The 22077-nt window shown below is 66.9% G+C and carries 19 protein-coding genes; 3 read left to right on the top strand and 16 right to left on the bottom strand.

Going from position 1 to position 22077, the window contains the following annotated elements:
* Nucleotides 1–228 precede the first annotated feature (228 nt).
* The 5 genes from Pla175_RS06120 to Pla175_RS06100 form a co-directional block, all read right to left on the bottom strand.
* Nucleotides 229–1002, bottom strand: a complete 774-nt coding sequence (locus Pla175_RS06120) for a hypothetical protein (protein WP_145282152.1) — start codon at nucleotides 1000–1002, stop codon at nucleotides 229–231.
* Complete coding sequence (gene lpxB / locus Pla175_RS06115; protein WP_145282150.1) at nucleotides 999–2204, bottom strand: lipid-A-disaccharide synthase; 1206 nt, start codon at nucleotides 2202–2204, stop codon at nucleotides 999–1001. Before lpxB ends, Pla175_RS06120 begins: the two co-directional genes overlap by 4 nt.
* A gap of 139 nt (nucleotides 2205–2343) precedes the next feature.
* Nucleotides 2344–3687, bottom strand: coding sequence for an MFS transporter (locus Pla175_RS06110; protein ID WP_197527301.1), 1344 nt, complete (start codon nucleotides 3685–3687; stop codon nucleotides 2344–2346).
* Between the two features lie 46 nt (nucleotides 3688–3733).
* Nucleotides 3734–4288 (bottom strand): class IV adenylate cyclase, encoded by a 555-nt coding sequence (cyaB, locus tag Pla175_RS06105; RefSeq protein WP_145282146.1) that lies wholly within the window; start codon nucleotides 4286–4288, stop codon nucleotides 3734–3736.
* Complete coding sequence (locus Pla175_RS06100) at nucleotides 4281–5705, bottom strand: UTP--glucose-1-phosphate uridylyltransferase (RefSeq protein WP_145282144.1); 1425 nt, start codon at nucleotides 5703–5705, stop codon at nucleotides 4281–4283. The genes cyaB and Pla175_RS06100 overlap by 8 nt, the downstream gene beginning before the upstream one ends.
* A gap of 260 nt (nucleotides 5706–5965) precedes the next feature.
* On the opposite strand from Pla175_RS06100, the gene metK reads away from it, so the two are divergent.
* The 3 genes from metK to rpsU all read left to right on the top strand — a co-directional run bounded on the left by metK (nucleotide 5966) and on the right by rpsU (nucleotide 8170).
* The gene (metK, locus tag Pla175_RS06095; protein WP_145282142.1) at nucleotides 5966–7222 is read left to right on the top strand and encodes a methionine adenosyltransferase; all 1257 of its coding nucleotides are present in this window, start codon (nucleotides 5966–5968) and stop codon (nucleotides 7220–7222) included.
* A gap of 164 nt (nucleotides 7223–7386) precedes the next feature.
* Entirely contained in the window at nucleotides 7387–7896 is a 510-nt protein-coding gene (gene ispF / locus Pla175_RS06090; protein ID WP_197527300.1) for a 2-C-methyl-D-erythritol 2,4-cyclodiphosphate synthase, read from the top strand.
* A 76-nt stretch (nucleotides 7897–7972) separates the two neighbouring features.
* On the top strand, nucleotides 7973–8170 hold the full coding sequence (rpsU, locus tag Pla175_RS06085) for a 30S ribosomal protein S21 (RefSeq protein WP_145282140.1): 198 nt from the start codon (nucleotides 7973–7975) through the stop codon (nucleotides 8168–8170).
* A 175-nt stretch (nucleotides 8171–8345) separates the two neighbouring features.
* Here the strand turns inward: rpsU and Pla175_RS06080 are convergent, their stop codons facing one another.
* The 11 genes from Pla175_RS06080 to kdsA all read right to left on the bottom strand — a co-directional run bounded on the left by Pla175_RS06080 (nucleotide 8346) and on the right by kdsA (nucleotide 21916).
* Nucleotides 8346–9536: an Lpg1974 family pore-forming outer membrane protein gene (locus Pla175_RS06080; RefSeq protein ID WP_145282138.1), complete on the bottom strand. Its 1191-nt coding sequence runs from the start codon at nucleotides 9534–9536 to the stop codon at nucleotides 8346–8348.
* A 710-nt stretch (nucleotides 9537–10246) separates the two neighbouring features.
* Entirely contained in the window at nucleotides 10247–11074 is an 828-nt protein-coding gene (locus Pla175_RS06075; RefSeq protein ID WP_145282136.1) for a hypothetical protein, read from the bottom strand.
* Nucleotides 11075–11811: 737 nt separating this feature from the next.
* Nucleotides 11812–12723, bottom strand: coding sequence for a carboxylating nicotinate-nucleotide diphosphorylase (gene nadC, locus Pla175_RS06070; protein WP_145282134.1), 912 nt, complete (start codon nucleotides 12721–12723; stop codon nucleotides 11812–11814).
* A 94-nt stretch (nucleotides 12724–12817) separates the two neighbouring features.
* Nucleotides 12818–14545 (bottom strand): TolC family protein, encoded by a 1728-nt coding sequence (locus Pla175_RS06065; RefSeq protein ID WP_197527299.1) that lies wholly within the window; start codon nucleotides 14543–14545, stop codon nucleotides 12818–12820.
* Between the two features lie 174 nt (nucleotides 14546–14719).
* Nucleotides 14720–15484, bottom strand: coding sequence for a DUF4261 domain-containing protein (locus tag Pla175_RS06060; protein ID WP_145282130.1), 765 nt, complete (start codon nucleotides 15482–15484; stop codon nucleotides 14720–14722).
* Nucleotides 15481–16374, bottom strand: a complete 894-nt coding sequence (gene prmC / locus Pla175_RS06055) for a peptide chain release factor N(5)-glutamine methyltransferase (protein ID WP_145282128.1) — start codon at nucleotides 16372–16374, stop codon at nucleotides 15481–15483. Before prmC ends, Pla175_RS06060 begins: the two co-directional genes overlap by 4 nt.
* Nucleotides 16375–16459: 85 nt before the next feature.
* Complete coding sequence (prfA, locus tag Pla175_RS06050) at nucleotides 16460–17533, bottom strand: peptide chain release factor 1 (protein WP_145282126.1); 1074 nt, start codon at nucleotides 17531–17533, stop codon at nucleotides 16460–16462.
* 78 nt (nucleotides 17534–17611) lie between these two features.
* Nucleotides 17612–17839: a 50S ribosomal protein L31 gene (rpmE, locus tag Pla175_RS06045; protein ID WP_145282124.1), complete on the bottom strand. Its 228-nt coding sequence runs from the start codon at nucleotides 17837–17839 to the stop codon at nucleotides 17612–17614.
* Between the two features lie 177 nt (nucleotides 17840–18016).
* Nucleotides 18017–18970, bottom strand: coding sequence for a bile acid:sodium symporter (locus Pla175_RS06040; protein WP_197527298.1), 954 nt, complete (start codon nucleotides 18968–18970; stop codon nucleotides 18017–18019).
* Nucleotides 18971–18972: 2 nt separating this feature from the next.
* Nucleotides 18973–21039, bottom strand: a complete 2067-nt coding sequence (locus Pla175_RS06035; protein ID WP_231954211.1) for a hypothetical protein — start codon at nucleotides 21037–21039, stop codon at nucleotides 18973–18975.
* Nucleotides 21040–21070: 31 nt separating this feature from the next.
* Complete coding sequence (kdsA, locus tag Pla175_RS06030; RefSeq protein WP_145282117.1) at nucleotides 21071–21916, bottom strand: 3-deoxy-8-phosphooctulonate synthase; 846 nt, start codon at nucleotides 21914–21916, stop codon at nucleotides 21071–21073.
* Nucleotides 21917–22077: the final 161 nt, after the last annotated feature.

Genomic DNA, 22077 nt, shown 5'->3' with positions numbered 1-22077 from the left:
GGCTGCTTGTCGTAATGATGCGTCAGCCCCGACGCGCCTCTTAACGTTCGGCCGATCATCCGGATCGGCCCGTCGGGCGCCTCGCGAGTGGCGACGATTTGGAGTCGTCTTGTTGCCGCTTGCTTAGCTGTCACCGACTTCGTTGTCGGTATTTGTACGCAATCGCGAAATTCTTGCAACACGTTTTCGACAAAATGTCGCCACATTCTTTTGGCGACTCTCTCCGCGCTAGTAGAGCGCAACGATCGAACCATCGCCCAGCGCGACCTCGCGCCGCGCGCCGGGAAGCGTGCGCGGCGCGTTTGGGCGCGCATGGAATCCGCGCAGCCGCGCCCTCTCACGAAGCATCAGCGCGCTCGTCTTGGACCGCACACGAGCGCGCGTCGCCGAGGCCAGTAGCCGCGCCCAAACGCGCCCCAGCGCGTCGCGCCGGAAGTGGATCGGATCGAGCGCGTACCAAGCGCGCGGCGGGTCGATCTTGCGCACCCCACGCGCGTCGCAAACCCCACTAAGCGCGTCGTCGACCTCCACCGCGCGGGCGGCAAGCGCGTCCAAAGACAACCGACACTTCGGGACAAACAGGGTGCGGAAGAACCGGTACCGGGCGTATCCCAGCGTCGGCAAATTCTTCAGCGGGAGGCCGGTCACCACCACGCGTGCGTCGACCGCCTGGAGCCGATCGAGGCACGCCTCGACCCACCCAAGCACCACGTCGGGGGCGGTCCCGTAGAGCAGGTCGTTGCCGATGTCGGTCAGGATGGCGTGGGTCGGCGCGGGGGGCGCCGCGGCGAGGTCTTCCCACAGCGGGCAGCGGCTGATCCCGGGCCGTTTTGCCCCCAAAAAGCCCGCGGGAACGCCGTACGACCGGCCGTGCCCGACCGCCGCCAGGAGCTCGAACCTCCCCGCGAAAGCGCCGCGGGCGGCCCTCGCGATGGCCGGCAGTCCGATCTCTCCGTTGCTCGCCGCCAGCACCACGAGCCGGTCCGCAACCGGGCCGCTCACGCCGCTGCCGCCGTGGCCGGCGCGCCCAGCGTACGCAGCAGGTACTCGGCGCCCGTGTCCGACGCTCCGCCCGCCGCCACGGCGTCGCGGAGCGCCTCGAGCCTCGCCGTTAGGGCCGCGCGGCTGGCCTGGTCGTCAAGCCATCCGACTACGTGTTCGGCGATCTGCGGCGAGCGGTCTTCGCACGTCAGGTACTCGGGCATCAGCACGTGCGCGTCCTCCGGATTCGCTGGGTCGTAGACCCCCACTTCTTTGGGAAACAGTTCCTTCGCGGTGAGCAGGTTGACCAGGGTGATGTACCTCACCCGCCGGAGCTGCCGCTGGACGAAGAAGCCCACCCGCGAGATGCGATAGAGGATCACCGCGGGCTTGGCGTGGAAGAGCAGCTCCAGCGAAACCGAACCCGAGACGGCCATGCAGCACGCAGCCGCGGCGATCAGTTCGGCGGTCTTGCCGGAATGGACTTCGATGGACAGTTGGTTCTTCAACGCCAGCTCGCGGGCCCGCTGGGCGTGGTCTTCGCGGAAGGCGGCGATGGCGAAGCGGGTGTCGGGGCGGCGCCTTGCGACCTCGCGCGCCGCGTCGAGCAGCCCGGTAAGGTTCCAATCCAGCTCCTGGCTGCGCGAGCCGGGAAGGATCGTCACCAGCGGCGGCTCCTGCTGCGCCCTAGCGGCCACGAACGCGCCGTCGAGCCGCTGGCCACGGAGCTCGTCGAAGTAGGGGTGCCCGATGTAGGTGGCGTTGCAGCCGCGCTCGCGGTACCACGCCTCTTCGAACGGGAGCTTGCAGAGCACGTGATCGACGTCGCGACGCATCTTCTTGATCCGCCAACCGGCCCAGGCCCAGAGCTGGGGAGCGCCGTAGTAGTAGACGGGAATGCCGTTTTTCTTGGCGACACGGGCGATGTGCCAGTTGAAACCGGGGTAGTCGATCAGCACCACCGCGTCCGGGGGCGTTTCGCGGAAGTATCGCTCCGCACGCCACTTGAGGGCGAAGAACTTGTGCAGGTTGAGGATCGCGTGGAAGAACCACATCACCGCGAGTTTGGTGAGGTCCGCGTGCAGCTCACACCCGGCCGCCGCCATCCGCGGGCCGGCATAGCCCACAAACCTGGCGTCGGGACGGCGGCTGCGGATCGAACGGATCAGGTTGGCGCCATGGAGGTCGCCGCTCGGCTCGCCAACGGAAAAGAAGATGGTCATCGCACGCCAAGGGGGTGGTGAAGGCGCGGGAGTATGCCAGAACGGCAGTCGAACAAAAAGAGCGGTTCAGCAGAAGCAAACCCAACACAAACCTTGCAAGATCCGCTAGCCGACCGGCTCCGCCCCGTCGGCTGCTTGGCTACTGGACTAGCACCGTGGGGGGGGCTTCTAGGTGCGCGGCGTGCCGGGGCTCGCCCATCCGGAACGTTTGCAGCCCCGCCGCCAGCAGCACGAGCCACCCCACAAACATCACCGGCGTCACGCCGACCACCCCCACCAGCACCCCCACGATCGGCGACCCGATCATCACCGGCAGCGCCTGGCACATGCCGATGGCGCTGACGTAGCGGGCTTCGTCGGCCCCGGTCGCCACTTCGAGCGCGTAGTTGATGAGGAAGCGAACCGTCACGGGCGTGAAGCCCAAAGCGGTAAAGACCACCCAGAACCAGTCCTTCCCGTACTCCACCGGCAGCATCGAAAGGACAACTGCTAGCATCGGCCCGAGCATCAGCCCGAAGACCGCGAACCGCAGCGCGGCGCGGTTGCCCAGGCGGTCGGCCAGAGGCCCGGCGATGATGCCAAACAGCGCCGTCGACGCGTTCTGCAACGCCACCCAGTGGGCCAGCGAAGTAAACGCCAGCCCAAACTTGTCTCGGCCCATCGCTTGGTAGTGCGGGAAGAGCATGAAATTGGCGCTGCACAGCAGCGCCAGCAACGCGAGCCGTTTACGATCGGGCGAGGCGCCGATCGACTCGGCGGCCGCATGGAACTTCTTCAAAACGCCGGTCGGGTGCTCGACGATCCGCAACGGCGCCTCGCGGAGCATCGCGGCGGCCACGGCCGCGAGTGCGAACACGGTGGCCACCGTTAAGAAGATCCAGCCGAACCCGACGTCGGGGTTTTCGAGCCAGTCCCCCAGGGCCCACAGCGCGCCGGCGATCGCGATCGGCGAACCGATCATCACCCCCGCCGCGAACAACCGCCCGCGGAGGTCGATCGGCACCAGCTTGGCGCTCAACGAGTGCTCCCCGAGCTGGTTCATGCCGGTCACGACAAAGAAGACCGCGTAGACCGCCAGGAACGCGTACGGCACCCAACCGCGGACGCCGTCGGCGCCCTGCCAAACCCCCGACAGCCAGACCGCGGCCAGCAGGGCGAACGGCGCGGCCATGCCGGCCGTGGTCCGCACTACCGACCACTTCTTCTTAGACATCACCGTCAGTTGGCGGGCGTACAGCAGCGGCGGGACACTCAGCCCGAACCGCTGCAGCATAGGGAGCCATCCCAGCAGCGCCGGTCCCCCGCCGATGAAGCTGAGGAACGCGGGGATGACGATGCTCTCGGTCTTAAAAATCCACCCGACGCGCAGCAGCACGTGGTGGGCCACGAGCCACCAGAAGTTGTAGGCCGCGTTGGTCGCCACACGCCCTTCGAGGGGCGCCGCCCGGGGCGCGGCGGCAGCGGGTTCGGCCAACTGGGGCATGGAGAGGGAGGGACGCGGGGGGGGGCGGTGGTCGTGAGGCGGGGCGTTACCCCACGGTAGGCGGCTGCTGGGCTTGAAGCAACATCTCCAAATAGCCGCGACGCTCCCCATGCTCGAGGCCGAGGCTCTCCGCGGCGGCGGTCACGCAACGGCGGGCCTCCTGCAAGTCGGCCGGCTGGGCCATCGCCTCGATCTCGACAAAGTGGCCGAGGCCTTCGACGTCGTCGATGGACACTTCGAGCGTCCGCCCCTCGCGGGCGAGCAGGAAGGGCTGGCGGCACTTGGTGACGGTGGCGACGCGTGCGAACCCGAGCGCCTCGAGCATCTGGACGAACGCCGGGGCGTCGGTCAGGTGCGTCTCGATCTCGCGGCGCGTCTTCGTGTGCGTGTCGATCTTGGCGCCCTTGTACGTCGCTACCGACTCTCCCCCCACGGAGCGGACCCGCAACGCCTCGTCCGTTTGGGCAAAATCTCGCGCGGGGTGCGAGAAGTAGAGATCGCTCTGCGCCATGGGGCTCTTGGCCTGGGCGCCGAGAGTCAACAGCCTCTCAACCAGGGCCCCGGTGTCGGTCAGTCGGTATTTGACTTCGACTTCAAGCATCGGGCTGCAAGAAGGTCGTGTGGGAAAAAGTGGTCTTGGGCGCCAGGCGGGACGCGACGCCCTGTGCGTCGAGCCCGTACAGCGGGCTGATCTCTACATCGACGCCGTCGGCCACGTGCACCCCGGCTGCTTCGAGCCAGCGGCGGTGCTGCGCCAGCATGAGCCGTTGGACGTACGCCTCGGTGTCCTTGGGGGCCCCGGGGGCGTTCTTCAGCGGCGCGAACACCTCCTCCTCGGCGTACTCCACCACGATCGGGTTCTTGGCTTTTGGAAGCAGGTCGAAGATGAAGCGTTCGTACTTCAGCGCGTTGGGCTCGTCCGGAGTGACCAGGCTCCCTGCTTCGTCTAAGTACGGAACCTTCTTGTTGGCCACGTGAAACGGCAACGCGTCGCGCTCGCCGAGCATCCGCTCGAGGAACGCGACGCCGAAGACGTGCACCGCGATGCTGCCGGCCCAGAACCGCAGCCCGCCGTCGGGCTCTCGCAGCTCGGCCACGTCGTCCGGCATGTCGCTGTACTCGATCACGTTCATCCGGCCGTCGATCATGCCGAAGTTGCCCAGCTTGTCCTGGGGGTCCTGCTTGGCGATGGCCATCGACGTAAGCTCCGACTCCGCGAGTAGGTGGTAGCCCACCAGCTCGGCGTCGCCGATCGGGACCAGCGGGTTGTCGACCTGCAGGTAGAACAGGTGCTTCACCCCCCTGCGCCGCATGTGGTCGATGGCGCCGCTCCCGGCGAGCGCCGCCACGCAGCCGCCGTGCCCGTCCGGGCTGAGGAACAGGCTGTCCTTGTCCGCCATGAGCAAGCCGCCCGTCTTGGCGTCGACCGCCGGCATGGTCCCTTGGCAGAAGAAGAACACATCGTCCTCGGCCAGGCCGAAGCGGTCGTGCTGGGCGATGAACGCGGCTTGCTCGTCGTGGGTGATCGGGCTGGTCATGATGTAGACCGGCGCGTTCGCCCCGTACTTGCTGGCGAGCGCCCTCACCTTCTCCAGATGCACTTGCAGCAGCGAGTGCTTCGAGACCGGCCCGATGGGGTACATCCCTTTGGGGTGGTCGAACCCGAGCCGGCTCCCCTGCCCTCCGGCCACCAACAGGACGCCTACCTCCCCCGCCGCGAAGGCCGCTGCCCCACGTTCGACGGCGGCCGCGGGCGTGACGCCCAGCCCCCCTCCCCTGCCTTGCGCCCGATCGACCAGCCGCATCGCGGGGGGGGGCGCCGCGCTCCTGGCCAGCTCGCTCCAGTCCGGCTGCTCTAGGTTCCCCTGGAACAGGGAAGCAATCAGGTCGAGGTCCGCTCCCTCGAGCTGCTCAGAAAGCCGCTTCTGTCCCGCTTCGTCTAGCTCCTCCCAGAAACGCAGCACGTGCTGCTGTCCGCGCCGCTGCAGGAGATCGGCCAGGGCTGGGTTGATCTGCATGTTGCTATCGGTGGCCTGCTGGGATTCGGTCTGCGGGGTCACTCCAGCCCAGATTATCGGCTCCTGCGCCATGCCGGGCTAGGGTGACCTCCGCCGGGGGGGCGGGGTGGTTTTAGACCACGCGGCCCGTTCACCCCGGGCGACTCTCTCTCTATACTGTGGGCTTGTCGGTTATCTGCTCGAGGTGCGCTGCGCTGGATCGCTCGCCCGATTCGACCGCAGAATTCAGCACCCCTTCGTATCTTTCAGGAGAACTGCCCGTGGCATCCGGTCAGCATTTGTTCACCAGCGAATCGGTCAGCATGGGGCATCCGGACAAAGTGTCCGACCAGATCTCCGACGCCCTCGTAGACGCCATCTACGCCGAAGAGCTCAAGTCCGGCGGAGACGTCTCTCAGGTCCGCTGCGCCATCGAGACGATGTGCACCACGGGCCAGGTCGTCGTGGCCGGCGAGGTTCGGACCAGCGCCTATGTCGACGTGCTCGAGATTGTGCGCGACACGATCCGCAAGATCGGCTACCACCACCACGACATCGGCTTCAGCTACGACAGCTGCGGCGTGCTGAACGCCATCCACTCGCAGAGCGCCGATATCGCCCGCGGCGTTGACCACGCCCGCGACGACGGCAGCCAAGCGGACGCCGGCGAAGAGGGCGCAGGCGACCAGGGGCTGATGTTCGGGTTCGCTTGCCGTGAAACCGAAGACCTAATGCCGCTGCCGATCTGGTTGAGCCACCGGATCATGGAGAAGCAGGCAGAACTACGCGCCTCGGGAGAGATCCCGTGGCTCCGCCCCGACGCGAAGAGCCAGGTCACGGTTCAGTACGACGAAGACAACAAGCCGGTCTGCGTGCAGACCATCGTGCTGAGCACCCAGCACGGCGAAGAGGCGATCGACGCGAAGACCCAGGTGATGAGCGAAGACGCCAAGCAAGAATTGATCGACAAGGTCATCAAGCCCTGCATCCCCGAAGAGTACATCCGGGGCGCGATCAAGTACCACGTGAACCCCACCGGTCGGTTCGTGATCGGAGGTCCCCATGGCGACACGGGGCTCACCGGCCGCAAGATCATCGTTGACACCTACGGGGGACGGGGCCGGCACGGCGGCGGCGCCTTCAGCGGAAAGGACCCCACCAAGGTCGACCGCTCCGCCGCCTACATGGCCCGCTACGTGGCGAAGAACATCGTCGCCGCCGGTCTGGCCGACGAGGTCGAGGTGCAGCTCGCCTACGCGATCGGCATCGCCAAGCCGGTGAGCGTGTTCATCGACACCAACGGCACCAACCAGATCGACGAGGCAGAGATCAGCAAGCTGGTGGCCGAGCACTTCCCGCTCACCCCGGGGCGGATCATCAAGCACCTCGATCTGTTGCGTCCCATCTTCTTGCCCACCGCGCGTCACGGGCACTTCGGCCGTAAGCCGGGTGAAGAGTGCGCCGGGAGCTTCACGTGGGAGAAGACGGACGTGGCCGCCAAGCTGGCAAAGTCCGCAGGCGTGGCCGCCGCGACCTAGTAGCCGCGCCATTGCGGATCGGAATGGCGGGGTAATTGGCGCGGCGTCGCCGGTGGCGGACGCGCCCACCCACTGCGAGCGGGGCGTCCGCCGCGCGGATCAAGCCGCGCGGCTGCCGGTCCGATCGCGGTGGAGATTCGTTCCTCCGGCTTTCCCGAGGTAGTGTGGACGTACCGCTGCGGATCGGTCTGGGAGAGGACTCGCATCGGCTTGAGCCGGGGGGACCGCTGCGGATCGGGGGCATTGCGGTGCCGCACGACATGCAGGCGGTGGGCCACAGCGACGCAGACGTGCTGCTGCACGCGGTCACCGACGCCCTGCTGGGGGCCGCCGGACTGGCCGATATCGGGCAGCTTTTCCCGAATTCGGACCCCGCCAACCGGGGCCGCGACTCCGCCGAGATGCTAAAGTTGGCCTACGAGCGGGTCCGGAACGACGGCCTGACGCTGGTCAACCTAGACTGCGTTGTTTCCGCCCAACGACCGAGGCTGGCGGACTTTAAAGAAGCCATCCGCCACCGGATCGCGGGCGTTTTGCGGGTAAACCCCCATCAGATTGGCCTCAAGGCCAAGACGGGCGAAGGGGTGGGCCCCGTGGGCCGCGAGGAGGCCATCGAGGCCCGCTGCGTGGCCCTGCTGAGCCGGGATCCGCCGCGGATTGCCGATCACAACTAGACGGCGTCCCCCCATTGCGTCTATACTACCGGGCCAAAGTTCAACCCATTCCCCGAGCTACGGAACACGACGACACGTGGTAAAGCTGACGCTACGAGATAAAGAATCGGCCCAAGAAGCCGTCCGACGGTTCCGCAAGCTCGTCGAGCGGAGCGGCATCAAGAAAGAGATGCGCGTGCGGGAGTTCTACGAGAAGCCCAGCGAAACCAAGCGTCGCGCCCGCCTCCGTGCGGAGCGCCGGGCCTACCGCGACCGCAAGCTCGCGGGCGCGTAGCCGACTGAGCGCATACGCTCGTCAGCCAATCGCCGACGCTCTACCGCCCGTCGCCACCTCGATCGACCGCGGGCAACTCAGCAACCCGCGAGCAAGCCACAAATAGAAGGAGCCGCGCCAAGTTTAGCGCGGCTCCTTTTTTTGGGTCTCTAGGTATCGCTTCCAGCCGCGGACGTTAGAACGAGGCCTCGGCCCGCAGGAACCAGCCGTCGAGGCCCAAGATGTTGGCGTCGTCGTACTGGTTCTGGAGTCCGAAGTTGTACTCTTCGCGGATCCCCAGGTCGTGCCAAGCGGCCAAGAAGTAGCCGGCACTGACGTTGATGTACTTGGTGATCGACACGGTGCCGCCCGCTTCGATCTCGGTGACCGGGATCACGTGGGTGCAGCTAATCGACTGCCGGCTGACGTTGTTGACGCCGGTCGTTCTGTCGATGCTTGCGCTGGTGATGGTCAAATCGCCCAGCAGCAGAGACATGTCGCCCTTCAGGAACAGGCTCGCCATGCCGTTCTTGCCCAGGTAGCGACGCCCCAGCATGCCGGTGCGGAAGCCGCCGCCTTCAAACTCGAGCAGGCTGTTCCCAGTACGCTGCCCGAGGGGAGTCGGCGTTCCACCCTGCGAGGCGAAGTTGCGGGTGACGTCGAGGTCGGCCCAGCGTAGGGCGCCGGTCCACACGATGTCCCAGGCGGGGCAGAAGCAACCGCAGCCGCCGCACGCGTCGCCGCAGCAGACGTCGCCACAGCACGCGTCGCCGCAGCCCGAGTCGCAGCAGCCCAGCGGCGAGCCGAGCGGGATCGTCTTCGAGACGCCTAGGTCGTAGCTGAGCAGCTGCATGCTGGACGACCCGGAGACCGTCTGACCCGGGAGGGTCGCAACCACTTCCAGCGGCGCCACGTAGCTGATGTCCGTCGTGGCGGCGGGGCTGGTGAAGCTGGCGTCGGAGCTGAAGTTCGAGTACGTGAACTGCAGGTCGCAGCCGCAATCACAAAGCCGGTAGCCGCCGTACATGCGGTACGAGCTTCCGTAATTGAAGTCGAACTGGTTGAACGTGAACTGGCCGTTCGGGAGGTTCGAGAGGTCGCGTTCAACGTACGTGATGTTCTCACTAAAGTTGGCGCGGACCTGAAGGTACTCGGCGCCCACGTAGAACTTGGGCGAGCATCCCTTGCCGATCCCGAGCGTGCCGATCCCGGGCGAGTCGTAGCTGGCCAGCTCCACGCCGGAGCCCACCTCGGCCATCCCCAGCAGGTCGATCGTGTTGTCAGCCGAGTTTCCGCCGGCGTTCTGGGCCGACACGACCCCCGCGGTGCACAGGCTCACAGCCAAACAGGCCACGTAGGCCGTCTTGGCGCATATTTTGCGCTTCATCTCCGGTCTCCCCCCCAAAAAAGTTAATTGACGGTCCCCCCCGCCGCGATGGCATGTCGCCATCGATCCGTCGCGGAGCCGCGTGCGGGCACACGGCGAGACGCAGCGGGCGCATCGGCGCCACTTCCGCGGCCGATAGAATCGTTGCGTCAGTCAAAGAGATCGGCAGCCGGGCAACCGGTACTTTGGCCAATTCCGGCAGGACCGGTGCGTCCGGCAGAACCGCTCCCTCGCGAACGACCGGCATCTTCGGCGGAAACAGAACCCCAGAAGGGGAATCCCGCACATCAGCCGCTCAGACTGGACCGCGGATAGAAGCGGCGGAGACCGCTAGACGCCAGCAGCGCACGAAAAAACCCCGAGCGGCGCCATCACTACCCTGAAGGCGCCGCTCGGGGTTGTACGTGCTTCCGACTAAATCCGGTCTAACCAGGCCTTCTCGGACCGCGGGCCTAGTGGCGTCGGTCTCGAACGGACCGGATGCCACGGCACCGGACGGTTCGGCAGGTGGGGAGGGGGGCACACTCGGGCTGCTCGCCCGGCCGAACCGGTCGATTCCCCGAAGCCACGCCCGTCTCACGCCGACACCGCCGACGCGCCTCACGGTCTTGGTCGCAGTGCTTCGGACGACTCATCGGGACCACCACCGCCGGTTGCTAAACCGCTTGAAACGAATCAAACCTCTGCTTGTCGGTACATCCCAGGTCGCTTCAGCCATTGCGGCGCCGCAGCAACCCGATCGGCCCTAGCAGCGTAACCGCCACCAAGAGAAGGGACGCCGGCTCGGGAACCACGCCACCTTCTCCGGTGACGGTGAACATGTCGATCCCTTCCATGACGCTGTAGGGCCGCAGGAACTGATTGAAGTACTGGCCCTGCGTGCCGGTGACGATGGTGTCCTGAAAGTAACTAGCCAGCGGCGACGGCGTGCCGTTGAAGCTGACAATCACCTGGGAGTTGTCCGACGGATTGTCGAGATCGATGATCGTCTGAGGCACCATCAGGTCCTGGGCGCCCACGATCCCGTCGAACAGAACGGTGCGGTAATCGGGGCTGCTGAACAGGTTGGGCTGGTTCGCGTCGGGTGCGATCTCGAACCGCAGCCGCACGAGCTCGTTGGGCGCTAGGCCCGCACCGGCGAACTGGATCGTCAGCATATCGGGCTCGGAACCGACAGCCGTGACATCGAACGTGATCGGGCTGCTGTCCATCGTCATGCCCGGCACCGCGTAGGCGCCGAACGTGGTGTCTTCGAAGTGGTACCGCGTGTCGCCGATCGAGATCGAAAATTGCGTGATCGGACAGTCGCAGTCCGACGTGTTCTTGAGTTCGATAAAGGGCGCGCTGCGATCGAATACCCGGTGGGACGGGGCATCCCAGGCGGCCAGGTTCTTGACGGCCGGGTTATTCGGGTACTGGAGGACCTGTTCCTTCTCGGCGATCGCGAGCGAGAACCCCGTGGTTTGGGCGGCCGCAGTGGCCGCCATAGCCGCTGCGAACAGCAGGCCGAGCGGTCGAGTGATTCGCGGGTTAATCATATGATTGAGTTCCTAGAGGGCTTCAGTGCCCTGAGAATTTGGATGGGTAGTCCGGAGTCGCCCCGCCTGCCAACGGACGCGGGGCTAGTTGCGTCAACTCTGTTTCCGACAGCGAATGCTCAAGAGGACGACGCCAAGACGATGGGGCGTTCGTCGATGCGAGCGGTAAGACGGCTGGGCAGAAGGGTTCTTCTGTCGCGCGGCGAGCAGGCTGGGCGTACGGCAGAATGCCGATAGACGCGCAGCGCTCACGACGCGAAGCCAGATCGACGCGAGCCGGTACGACAGTCAGGAGCTCGACCGGGCGCCCCTAAACAGGCACGCCCTTCGCGAGCAGGCGCCAAAGGGCTAGCTCACGCCTTGCAGTAGATAGAACTCCTGAATGTCCGAGGCTGCGCGACGAATTGCTTCGCCACAGCCGAATTGACACTCATGAGTTCAGCTCCAAGTTTCGCAGTAGAAAAGCGGCCAACTGACCGCATTGCTGGCGCACCAAGCGCTACATCACTGAGCCTAAGTGCCACATGCGCAACTGTCAACTAGTTTCCATCCAAAACCCATCAATCCAGCGTACCAGGCCTCGAAAACCCAAGAAACCAGGCGAAACCAAGGCGTTTCATGCGTCGGCGGCTGGTCGTCAGCCCGCCGGCGCGGGCCGTCGCGCCGCCCCCGCGGGCCCGGCGAAAACGCACCGGTCGCGAGTTCCCGCAGCGTACTAGGCCCCGGTCAACGACCGGCTAGTACCGCCAATCGAGGCCCAGATCGAGGCTCACGGCGCTGTGCGTAAGGGCTCCGACGCTCAATCGGTCGACCCCCGTCGCAGCGATCTCGGCGACACTCGACAGGGAAATCCCCCCCGACGCTTCCAGCACTACCTCCGGCGCAACGGCGTCTCGTACCGCGATCGCCTGCCGGAGCTGGTCGGCGCCCATGTTGTCGAGCAGCACGATGTCGGGGCCCGCCGGGAGGACCTCGCGGAGCTGGTCGAGCGTGTCGACCTCGACTTCGACGACCATGCCCTGCCCCCCCGACGACCGCTCGCAAAGCCGCTGTCGAGCCCGCAGCACGGCGTCCGCGGGCTTCAAACCTTGCTGTGACGACAACGCCAAGTGGTTGTCTTTGATGAGCACGGCGTCGTACAGGCCGGCGCGGTGGTTGTGGCCTCCCCCGCAGCGGGCGGCGTACTTCTCAAGCCGTCGCCAGCCGGGCGTCGTCTTCCGGGTATCGTAGACCCGGGCACGGGCGCTGCCCGCCGCGGCGACAAACCGCGCGGTGAGCGTCGCGATCCCGCAGAGCCGCCCGAGGAAATTGAGCACCGTCCGCTCGGTCGTCAACAAATCGCCGGCGTTTCCGGCCATCGTGGCGACCTTCTGGCCCGGCTCGATCGCGGCCCCGTCTTGCAGGGTGCTGTCCCACTCAACCTTGGCGCCGAACTCCGCAAACACGAGCGGCGGCGCCTGCAGGCCCGCAACGATGCCGGGTGCGCGAGCGACAATATCCGCAGTCGCGCTGCGATCGTCTCCGACGATCGCCCACGTGGTCCAATCCCGCTCCCCGGCCAGGTCCTCGTCCAAGGCAAGCCGGATCAGCTTGCGGCAGTCGGCTTCGAGCGTCGCGTCCCATCGGATGGGAGAAAAATCGGCGGACATCGAGCCGGCCTTGGGGGTTGCCTTGCTTGCACCCGCAGATCGCGGGCGGAGGCGGCATTATTACCCCTCGGACGGCGGGTAAACAGCCGGGCGCCTACTCGGCCGCAGGATTCGCCAACCGCGTGCGCGGCATGGAATCCGGGAAAGCGAGCGCCGGCGTCCCCTCAGAGTCGCGTCCTGGCCGCTCGAACGACAACCCAAGGTCAGGGATCGGGGTCGCGGGGCAGAGTTCGCCCAGCAGGTAAATGTCGTCGACCTGCAGAAGCTCGGCGATATCGACAAGCGACTGCCACTGATCGCCCAAGAGGTCGAGGTACTGCGTCAGCAGCACTGCTAGCGTCTGCTGGGCCACCACGACATCGTTGAAGGCGATCCCCTCGGTCTCATTCCGGTAACGCTCGTAGATGCCGCGGTAGGTGCGGACCTGATCGCGCAAGGCCTCGGGTTGGAACGTCTCCGCAAGCTGCCTTGCCGCGGCGTAACGACCGTAGGCGTCGGCCAGGGAGCGGATCAACTGGTTCCGAGTCTGGTCGACCCCTTGCTGGGCCCGGACGACCTCCGCCTGAGCCGCGATAATGCCGCCACGGTTGCGGTTGAGCACCGGGATCTCGCCGCCGACCTGCAGGTTGTAGGTAGCGGCCCCTGGATTGGTGGTGTCGTCGTACTGCACGACGACCGCCGTATCGAGGTCGGGCCTCGGTTTGACCCGCGCCAGGTTCAACCTCCACCCGGCGGCCGAGACGTCGTTTTGGGCGATCGTCAGGTCGGTGTGGCCCGCCAAGAGGATCGCGAGAGCCCGGTCGTAGTCCACAAACGGCGCCGGCATGTCGGGCCCCCCTTCGAGCGCCGGAAGCCGGGTCGCCGGCAGCCCCACCGCGGCCGAGAGCGCACGCAAGGCGGCGACCTCTTCTTGCTCGGCCCGCACCACGGCGGCCCGCGCCTGGATCACCAGCACACGTAGCTGCATCGGCTCGTAAGCGGCCGCCTCCCCCCCCGTGACAAGCTGGATCTGGGTCTGGTAGATCTGCTCCATAAACCCCGCCAGCGATCGGTTGAGGCGCACCTTCTCCCGCGCCACCAACGTACGGAAGTACTCGCGCCGGATGCTGGAGGCGACCTCGAAGCGGGCGCGTTCCAGCCGCAGCCGGTCGTTCACCCACTCTACCTCCGCCGCGGACTGCGCCAGGTCGAGCTTCCCCCAAGTAACGAAGGTCTTCGACAGATAGATGCCGTGATAGCCGGCGGAACTCGCCGTGCCGACCGTATCGCTCTGGTACCCCCCCCTTGGGTTCGGCCGCGCGCCGGCCTGGATCGCTTCCCCGCGGGATTGCTCAACGCGGGCAGCGGCGACGCTCAAGACGGGGCTGTTGGCCATCGCCAACGCTTGCAGGTCTGTCAGCGTCGACCGGCCGTCTCCCGCAGCGACCGGCAGCGGCGTTGGGTCGACCCGCGGCAGCGGCTCGTACAGTGTCGACGCGTCGCCCCCTGCGGGGCCCGGCTTCGGCAGCCGTAAAGGCGGGGCGTCGGCGCCCGGAAGTTCTGGCGGCAGCCGGAGCGGCGCAACCGCTGGCGGCTTCGCGGGGGCCGGGATGGGCTCCGCGTCGAGCGGCACTTGGTAGCTAACGAGCTGATTCTCGCCAGACGCGCCCTCCGCGCCTGCATCCTTTCCCTGTTTCTCGGTTGACGGTTCGGACGCCTTCGGGCGGATCAGGAACCGGCCCGTGAGGTCGAGCGGACCCAGGACGGCGCCCCGGTAGGCGGGGTAGCAGGTCGGGTAGCAACCCCGCCGGCACCCGGTGACCCAAGGGCCAGCGAGCGCCACGACCAACATCCCTGCAATCAAGTGCTGCCGTTTCAACGCCTTCCCCCGTAAGGCGAGCGTTCGCTTTCGCCGCTGGCGCCTGCCAGCGGCACGCCCCCCCGGGCGCGAACGTCGTCCCCCGAGGTATCGGTCCGCTAAGCTCTGCAGGTTGAGCAAGATCGACCGTCTCGGGGCCTAACCGTCAAAGTCGAGCCGAATGGCTTCTAGACTCTCGTCGACCAGAGAAGGCTCGAAGCGGATGGACGCCTGGGCGCCATCGGGCAGGCCGATCGCTTCTCCTTCCTTGAGCTGAGGCGTCTTTTCGAGCAAGTAGTGCGCGATGTTGTAGGCGTAGCCGGCGAGCACGTGCGGCTCGCCGACGAAGCGGTTGACCTCCAACTCACGGCTACCGAGCGCCTCCATCCCGGTGGTGAACAGCGCGAACGCGCCGTCGTCCAGTTCGCTAACGCGGAAATCCACCCACAGGTGCAGCGGCAGGTCCTCGCGGCTCATGGTGGTCGCCAACTTCCGAAACGCGGCCGGCTCGTGGACGAGCGAGCTGGGGCCCCATACGATCCCGTCCGCCCCCGCCGCTTCGCTCACGGCGGTCACGAGCTGGGTGAGCCGCATGGAGCGATCGATCGGGTCCCGCTTCTCGCTGAGCAGCGTGACGAACAGGTGAGCCGCGTGGCGGCGCATGACCGCTTCGGCCTCCGGCCAGTACCAAGCCGTGGCGCACGGCCCTTCGATCTGCGACCAAGGGATCGGCCGATCGACGAGCGTGTAATTGACGGTCGCCGGGCCCCAGTCGAACGTCGCGGCGCGGGGCGTCGACCCGCTCACGGCAAGGGGCGACGCGTCGGGGAACGCGTCCGCCATGCACTGCGCTACGTCGTCGGGAGACGGGACCTCTTGATCCGCCAAAGCAACCAAGGAGATCCAAGGGGCGTTAGAGCTCATGCCTGCTCCACGGTTTTTCGAGCGGTCGCGATCCGCGGCCGGCGCTCGAGGTCCAGAATCATCGCCTCGGGCTCAAGCCCGGGGGTCCGCCGTACTAGTGCATCGACTCGATCGGCCAGCATGGGGCTGATCTCCATGAAGAGCCTGCCGCCCGGTTTGAGCCGCGCAGCCGCCTGGGGCAGCAAGCGCTCGATGACCGAGGTTCCGTCCGCCCCGCCGTCGAGCGCCAACCTTGGCTCGTGGTTGAGGACGTGATTGGGCAGGCCGGCCATCTCGGCCGTCGTGATGTACGGGGGGTTCGAAACGACGTAGTCGAACCGGGCGTCTGACGGCGCCGCGGCGAAGAGGTCGCTCTCGACGAACGCGATCCTGTCTGCCACGCCGTGCCGCGCGGCGTTGCGTTTCGCTACAGCGAGCGCCTGCGGACTGATGTCGAGCGCCGTTACCCGCGCGTCCTTCAAGTGCTTGGTCAGACAGACCGCCAGGACGCCGCTGCCCGTCCCAACGTCGACGATCGTCAGCGGCTCGGCGGAACGCCCCGTCGCTTTGGCGTGGTCTGTTACGCCGACCACGATCAGCTCCGTCTCGGGACGGGGGATCAGCACGTCGGGGGTGACCTCGAACTCCAGCGAGTAGAACTCACGCATCTTCACGAGGTAGGCGACCGGCGTCCCCGAGGCGCGGCGGCGGACCAGCTCGCGGAAGGCGTCGCGGAGCTCCTGCGGGGCCTCTTCCTCAAACGCCGTGTAGAGCTCGATCCGCTTGCAACCGCGTGCGTGGGCGAGCAGCACCTCGGCGTCGAGGCGGGGGCTCTCGGCGCCCCGTTCTTGAAGGAAGTCCTTCGTCCAGTTCAGCAGCCGGCCGATCGTCCAAGTTTCGTCTTGGGACATGATCGGCCGCGACAGGGGATAGGAGAGTGAAAACGATAGTGAGCGACCCCCTCCCGAGCGGCGGGAGCGGGGCGGGCCCGGGCGATCAGTCTAGCCCGCCCATCGCGTCGCGCAGCTGTTGGCGATCGTACTCCACCAGCGCGTCCGTGACCGGCTGGAGGTCGCCCGCAATGATCTGGTCGAGCTTGTGCAGGGTGAGCCCGATACGGTGGTCGGTCAACCGATTCTGCGGGAAGTTATAGGTGCGGATCCGCTGACTCCGGTCGCCCGATCCGATCAGCGTCTTGCGTTCGCTGGCGCGCTTGTCTGACTCGAGCTGCTGCAGGTGATCGTAGAGCCGGCTCTTGAGCACCCGCAACGCCTTGGCCAGGTTCTTGTGTTGGCTCTTCTCGTCCTGGCATTGCACAACGATGCCGGTCTCGAGATGGGTGAGCCGCACCGCCGACTCGGTCTTGTTGACGTGCTGACCGCCGGGGCCGCTGGCGCAGAACTTGTCGAGCCGGTAGTCCTCTGGTTTGAGGTCGATCTCGACGTCCTCGGGCTCCGCCATCACGGCCACCGTGGCGGCCGAGGTGTGGACGCGTCCTTGGGTTTCGGTGTCTGGCACGCGCTGCACGCGGTGCCCGCCCGATTCGTAGGCGAGCTCCCGGTACACCCCCTCGCCGGTGAGGGCGAGCGAGATGTCTTTGAACCCGCCCAGCTCCGTGGCGCTGTGATCGAGCACTTCGATCTTCCAGCGCTTCTGCTCCGCGTGCCGCTTGTACATCTCGTAGATATCGCGGGCGAAGAGCGCCGCTTCGTCGCCGCCGGCGCCCGCGCGGATCTCCATGATGCAGCGGTCGCGGTTGGCGTCTTCGCCGCCAATGGTCATCCCCAGCAGCTCGTCCCACAACGACTCGCGTTGCTCAAGCAGCTCGGGGAGCTCCGCCTCGGCCAGCTCGCGCAGGTCCGCGTCGCGGCCGGCGATCATCTCGCGGGCGTCTTTAATCTGCTTGTGCAGGTCCTTGAACCGGCGGTACTTGCCGGCGAGCTTCGAGAGCGAACCGTGCTCGCGGGCCACCGCTGAGATGCGATCCCCGTCGCTCAACACATCGGGGTCGACGCGCAGCCGTTCGAGCTCGTCGAACCGTTTGAGCTTTGATTCCAGCAGTTCGCGCATGGGGACACCGAAGCGTCCCCGCGGGGAACGACCGCAGCGCGGCCGCCCGATCCGTTGGAACCCTTCGAACCGAGAGGGTTACTTCTTTTTCCCCAGGCTGGCATAGCCCGCGGCGGAAAACTTCTTCTTGAACTTGTCGATCCGCCCGGCCGTGTCGACGAACTTCAGCTTGCCGGTATAGAACGGGTGGCAGGCGTTACAGATGTCGAGCTTCAGCTCTTTCCGCGTGCTGCGGACGGTGAAGCGGTTGCCGCAGCCGCAGTGGACGTCGGTGTCGTAGTACTTCGGGTGGATGGCGTCTTGCATGGCAGGCCGTCTTACGTAGCGGGGGGTCTGGGATCGGGCCCGCGAGGGACCCGGGTCGCATGGTTTTTCGGAAGCCCAGCATTATGGGGCGGAATCCGGCCGTAGGCAAGATGGCTCCCCGGCCGTGCTGGCGAGCGAGCCGGGACGCGCCCCCGCGGCGAGCGGCGGCGGGGCCCGCTACGCCCGGCGACGCTCTCGATCGACCCAAACCGTGTCGATCACTAGCTGAAAAACGTGGTAGGCGATCATCGGAAGCACCGCCAGGCCCCCGTACGGGAGCGCGACCAGCACCCCCACGGCCAGCGTTTTCTGGCTCCCCGCAATGGCCGTGGCGAGCCTGTCTCCGCGGGCGAGCCCGGCCCAGCCCGCGGCAAACCAGCCCAGAACCGCCAGGGCGATATGAACCGCCGCCACCATCAGGATCATCAGCAACCAATCGGCCGGCCTGACGGACCCTCCTACGCTTCTCGTCTTCAGCGAGGCCTCGACCGCCCCCACCAGCACCATGAACAGCACGCCGCATTGGGCCGCCATGCCGAGCGTCGTGCGCCGGCGATCGCACCAACGGGACACGGCGGGGACGCAGCGGGCGGCCTGGGACACAACGATGGGCGCCACAACCCATCCGAGCAGCTTCCAAGCCAGCGCGGCGAAGTTGGCCTCGGCCGCCGCGCCGGCTAGCAGCGTGGTCCAGAACGGCAGCACCAGGAAGCAGAGCAGATTGGTCGCGATGCTCACCAGCAGGGCGGCCGCCTCGTTCCCCCCGCCCCGGCGCGTCCACACCGCCGCGGAAGCGAGCGTGCATGGGACGCTGGCGGCCACGATCATCCCGATCGCCAGCTCACGCGGCAGCACGCGACCCGAGAGCCACCCGAGCGGGGGCGCCGCCAGCGTGCTCACCGCGATGGCCAGCAGCGCCGCGACCCAAGTGCCGCGGTGCGACGCCGCGGCTCGCAGGTTCACCCCGAGCGCGGTCAGCAGCATCACCGCCGCGACGACCCAACCCGTCGGGGTCTGCTCTGTGATGGGCGCCAGCCGAGCGGGCGCAAGAAAGGCCCCCAGCAAGAGGATGGCCAGTGTTATCAGAAACCATTGCCGCCGCAGGGTTCCCAGCAGGTAGGGGGCGCCCACGTTCACTCACCCTTCTCGATGGCTTCGGCCTGTTGCTGCTCGCGGAGGCGAGCGGCCCGGATCAGGGCGCCGCGACGCCCCGGCGACTCGTCCTGCTCCAAGAGCTCGATGGCCCGATCGAGATCGCCCAACTGCGCCGCGGTGAGCGCGCGGTTGAAGCCGATGCCGTCCGCCATCCGAGCCGCCACGTCGCCGGAGAGCGCGTCGGAATCAAACCAGTTGCTCGCCGCGGTCAGGTTCCCGGTATCGAAACTCAGCAGCCCGAGCAGGTAGGTCGCCTGCTGCTTCGCGTAGCGATAGATGCGGGCCTTCTCGGCCGCCACGCTTCGCAGCCGCGATTCCGCGGGTCGGACGGCCGGGTCGGAGTAGAGCGCGGCCGCGGCGCGGTGGTCGTTGATCGGATCGTAGAGCGGGTCGCTCAGCTTCTTCTGCTCGTCGTCGTCCAGGGCCCCGCGGAAGTGCAGCACGCGGGCCTTCCACAGCTTCGGACGCCAGGTGAACGGCAAGATATCTGCGACGGCGGCGCCGCGGGCCGGACCGGAGAGCGTCAGCTTGCGGCGGATCGCTTCGGCGGGCGCCGACCATAGCGCGACGGCCTGATCGGCCCCGACGCCGCCGGCCCGCCGGAGACGCTCCGCGACAGCGTCTGCATCGACCGACAGCAGCAGCCGATCGTCGCCCGTCAGACTGCCGTCTAGCACCGCGGCGCGGCGCGTTAGCGCGAAGGGGTCGGCGACCACACAGAACGTGGCTTCCGCCAAGCGTTCTGAGCTCAGCGGATAGGGCGAGCCTTCGAGGTCCCACGCACGCAACAAGGCGTCGTCGCTCGCCACGGCCTCCCACGTCGCGATGGGTTCTCCATCTGGACCAGGCAGTGGGAGACCCACCACCGGATCAAACAGGTACAGGCCGCCGTCGTGCAGCACCGCGCAGAGCAAGTAGGGTTCCCCATCCTCGGTCGGCGCCTCAATCACACAGGCTTCTAAACCCAAGTGGCGGCAGAGTCCGCAGAACACCCAGGCGCGGTGCAACGCCGCGCCGCGTGAAAACACCAGCGCGTCCCACGGCCGATAGGCGTAGGTGCGCAGGTCGCCGGTGATGGCGATGTTCCGGGCGGTCCAATCCAGCAGCGCCGCGGCTCGCTTCAGCGGCTCGAGGCTCGGCCCGTGCGCCCAGCCGGAGATCCCGCGGAGCCAGATCTCCTCTTGCAGCACGCGTCCTTCGTAGGCGAGGAACTCCGACGAAGCGAGCGCCGCGTCGGACAAGTAGGGGGCGAGCAACGGGTCGTCTCGAAGCCCCGGCGGGAGCGTCGCGAGCAAGCCCGCCGGCCGCCAACTGGCGTCCTTCGGGCGCGGGCGGATCCACTGATTGAGCCGCTCGATGACCAAATCAAGCGCCTGGGCGTCGCCGGTAGGTTGCCACGCAAGCGCCGGCTCGCCGGTTCTCACGTACTTGGCAAGCGCTGCGTCGATCTCGCGCATCCGGTCGTCGGTGGTTCGCCAGATCTCGGTGCGGCGGGGCGTGAGCTCGGGGCGCCGGAGCCCGTCGACCAGGATGAGCGCCTCATGGGGCTCGTCTCCCAGCTTCACCCCATCGAGCCGCTGCCCGACGAGCATATCGATCGCAGAAACACTCTCTACGCCGATCGCCTGGGCGGTTTCCTCGTCGACTTTCCCGTAGAACTTCACCAAGTCGCCCGCCTGCACGCCGGCGCGTTGCAGCCCGGCGTTGTCGCTGACGACGACCAGCAGCTTCGCCTCGGACTTCGTTGAGCCCTCCAGGGGCAAGATGATCGACTGGATCTCCTCGCCGTTGGCGCTCTTGCGGGCGTCCAGCAGGACTTCTGGCGGCGCGATCTCGAGGGAGATCACCTCCGGCAGGCTGCGGAGGCTGCTCTTGATGTTGTCGAGCAGTTGGCCCGATTCTCCGAGGGCCGACCGGACCGCGGCCGCTCGGCGCTTTGCCGGCTGGCGGTCGCCCCCGCACCCGCCGACGGCTACGCATCCCAACACCAGGGTCGCCAGAACGACCAACGCAAGCGATACCGAGCGAGAAGCCAAGCGGGGCATGAACCACCCAAGAGAATCGGATACCTATCGATCACGCCAACGGACTACGGGCCGCCTCGCGGATCATGACCAGCCGCTTCAGCAAAGCCGACATTTCTGCCAGAGGAACCATATTCGCCCCGTCGCTGGGGGACGTGTCTGGGTCTGGGTGAGTCTCGCAGAATAGCCCATCCGCGCCGAGCGCCATGGCGGCCCGGGCGAGCGGCCCCACCATCGCCCGGTTTCCCCCGGTGGCGCCCCCTAGCCCGCCTGGTTCTTGTACGCTGTGCGTCGCGTCATAGATCACGGGCACGCCGAGCGACTGCATCTGCGGGATCGCCCGCATGTCGTTCACCAGCCGGCCGTAGCCGAAGAAGGTCCCACGCTCGCACAGCAGGATGTTGCGCGCCCCGGCAGCGGACAGTTTTCCGACCACGTGCTTCATGTCCCAGGGCGCCATGAACTGCCCCTTCTTGACGTGCACGGCCCGACCGGTCGCCGCCGCGGCGACCAACAGATCGGTCTGCCGCGCCAAGAAGGCGGGGACCTGAAGGATGTCGCAAACGCTCCCGACGGCCGTCGCCTGCTCGGGCTCGTGGATGTCGGTCGTGATCGGGAGCCCGGTTTCTTCCCTAACTCGACTGAGGATCCGGAGCCCCTCGTCGATGCCGGATCCCCGGAAGGCGTCTGCGCTCGTCCGGTTCGCCTTGTCGAACGACGCCTTGAACACCAATTGAATCGGCAGGCCCGCCACGATCTTGGTCAGTTCCTCGGCGATCTGCAGCGTGAGCGTCTCAGACTCGATCACGCACGGCCCCGCGATCAGCAGCAGGGGCTCTCCTGCACCGCAGCGGTAGTTCGGACCAATCAGAGCAGGATTGTTGGGTGTATCAGGCATCGATCGACTCAGTCCACAGAAGGAAACTACCGGCCGCCGCAGTTTGGTGGCGGCACGGGCTCGCGACAAGCCGCGGCGCCCGCGACTGTCCCGCATTGAGACTCGGGCGGCGGAAGCGGGGCCACAAAAGACTCAATGAGCAATATTGCTGCACGGCGCCC

Source organism: Pirellulimonas nuda, assembly GCF_007750855.1.
Classification (GTDB): domain Bacteria; phylum Planctomycetota; class Planctomycetia; order Pirellulales; family Lacipirellulaceae; genus Pirellulimonas; species Pirellulimonas nuda.
Note: the sequence above shows the minus strand (reverse complement) of the source record. Positions and strands in the feature narration are given on the sequence as shown.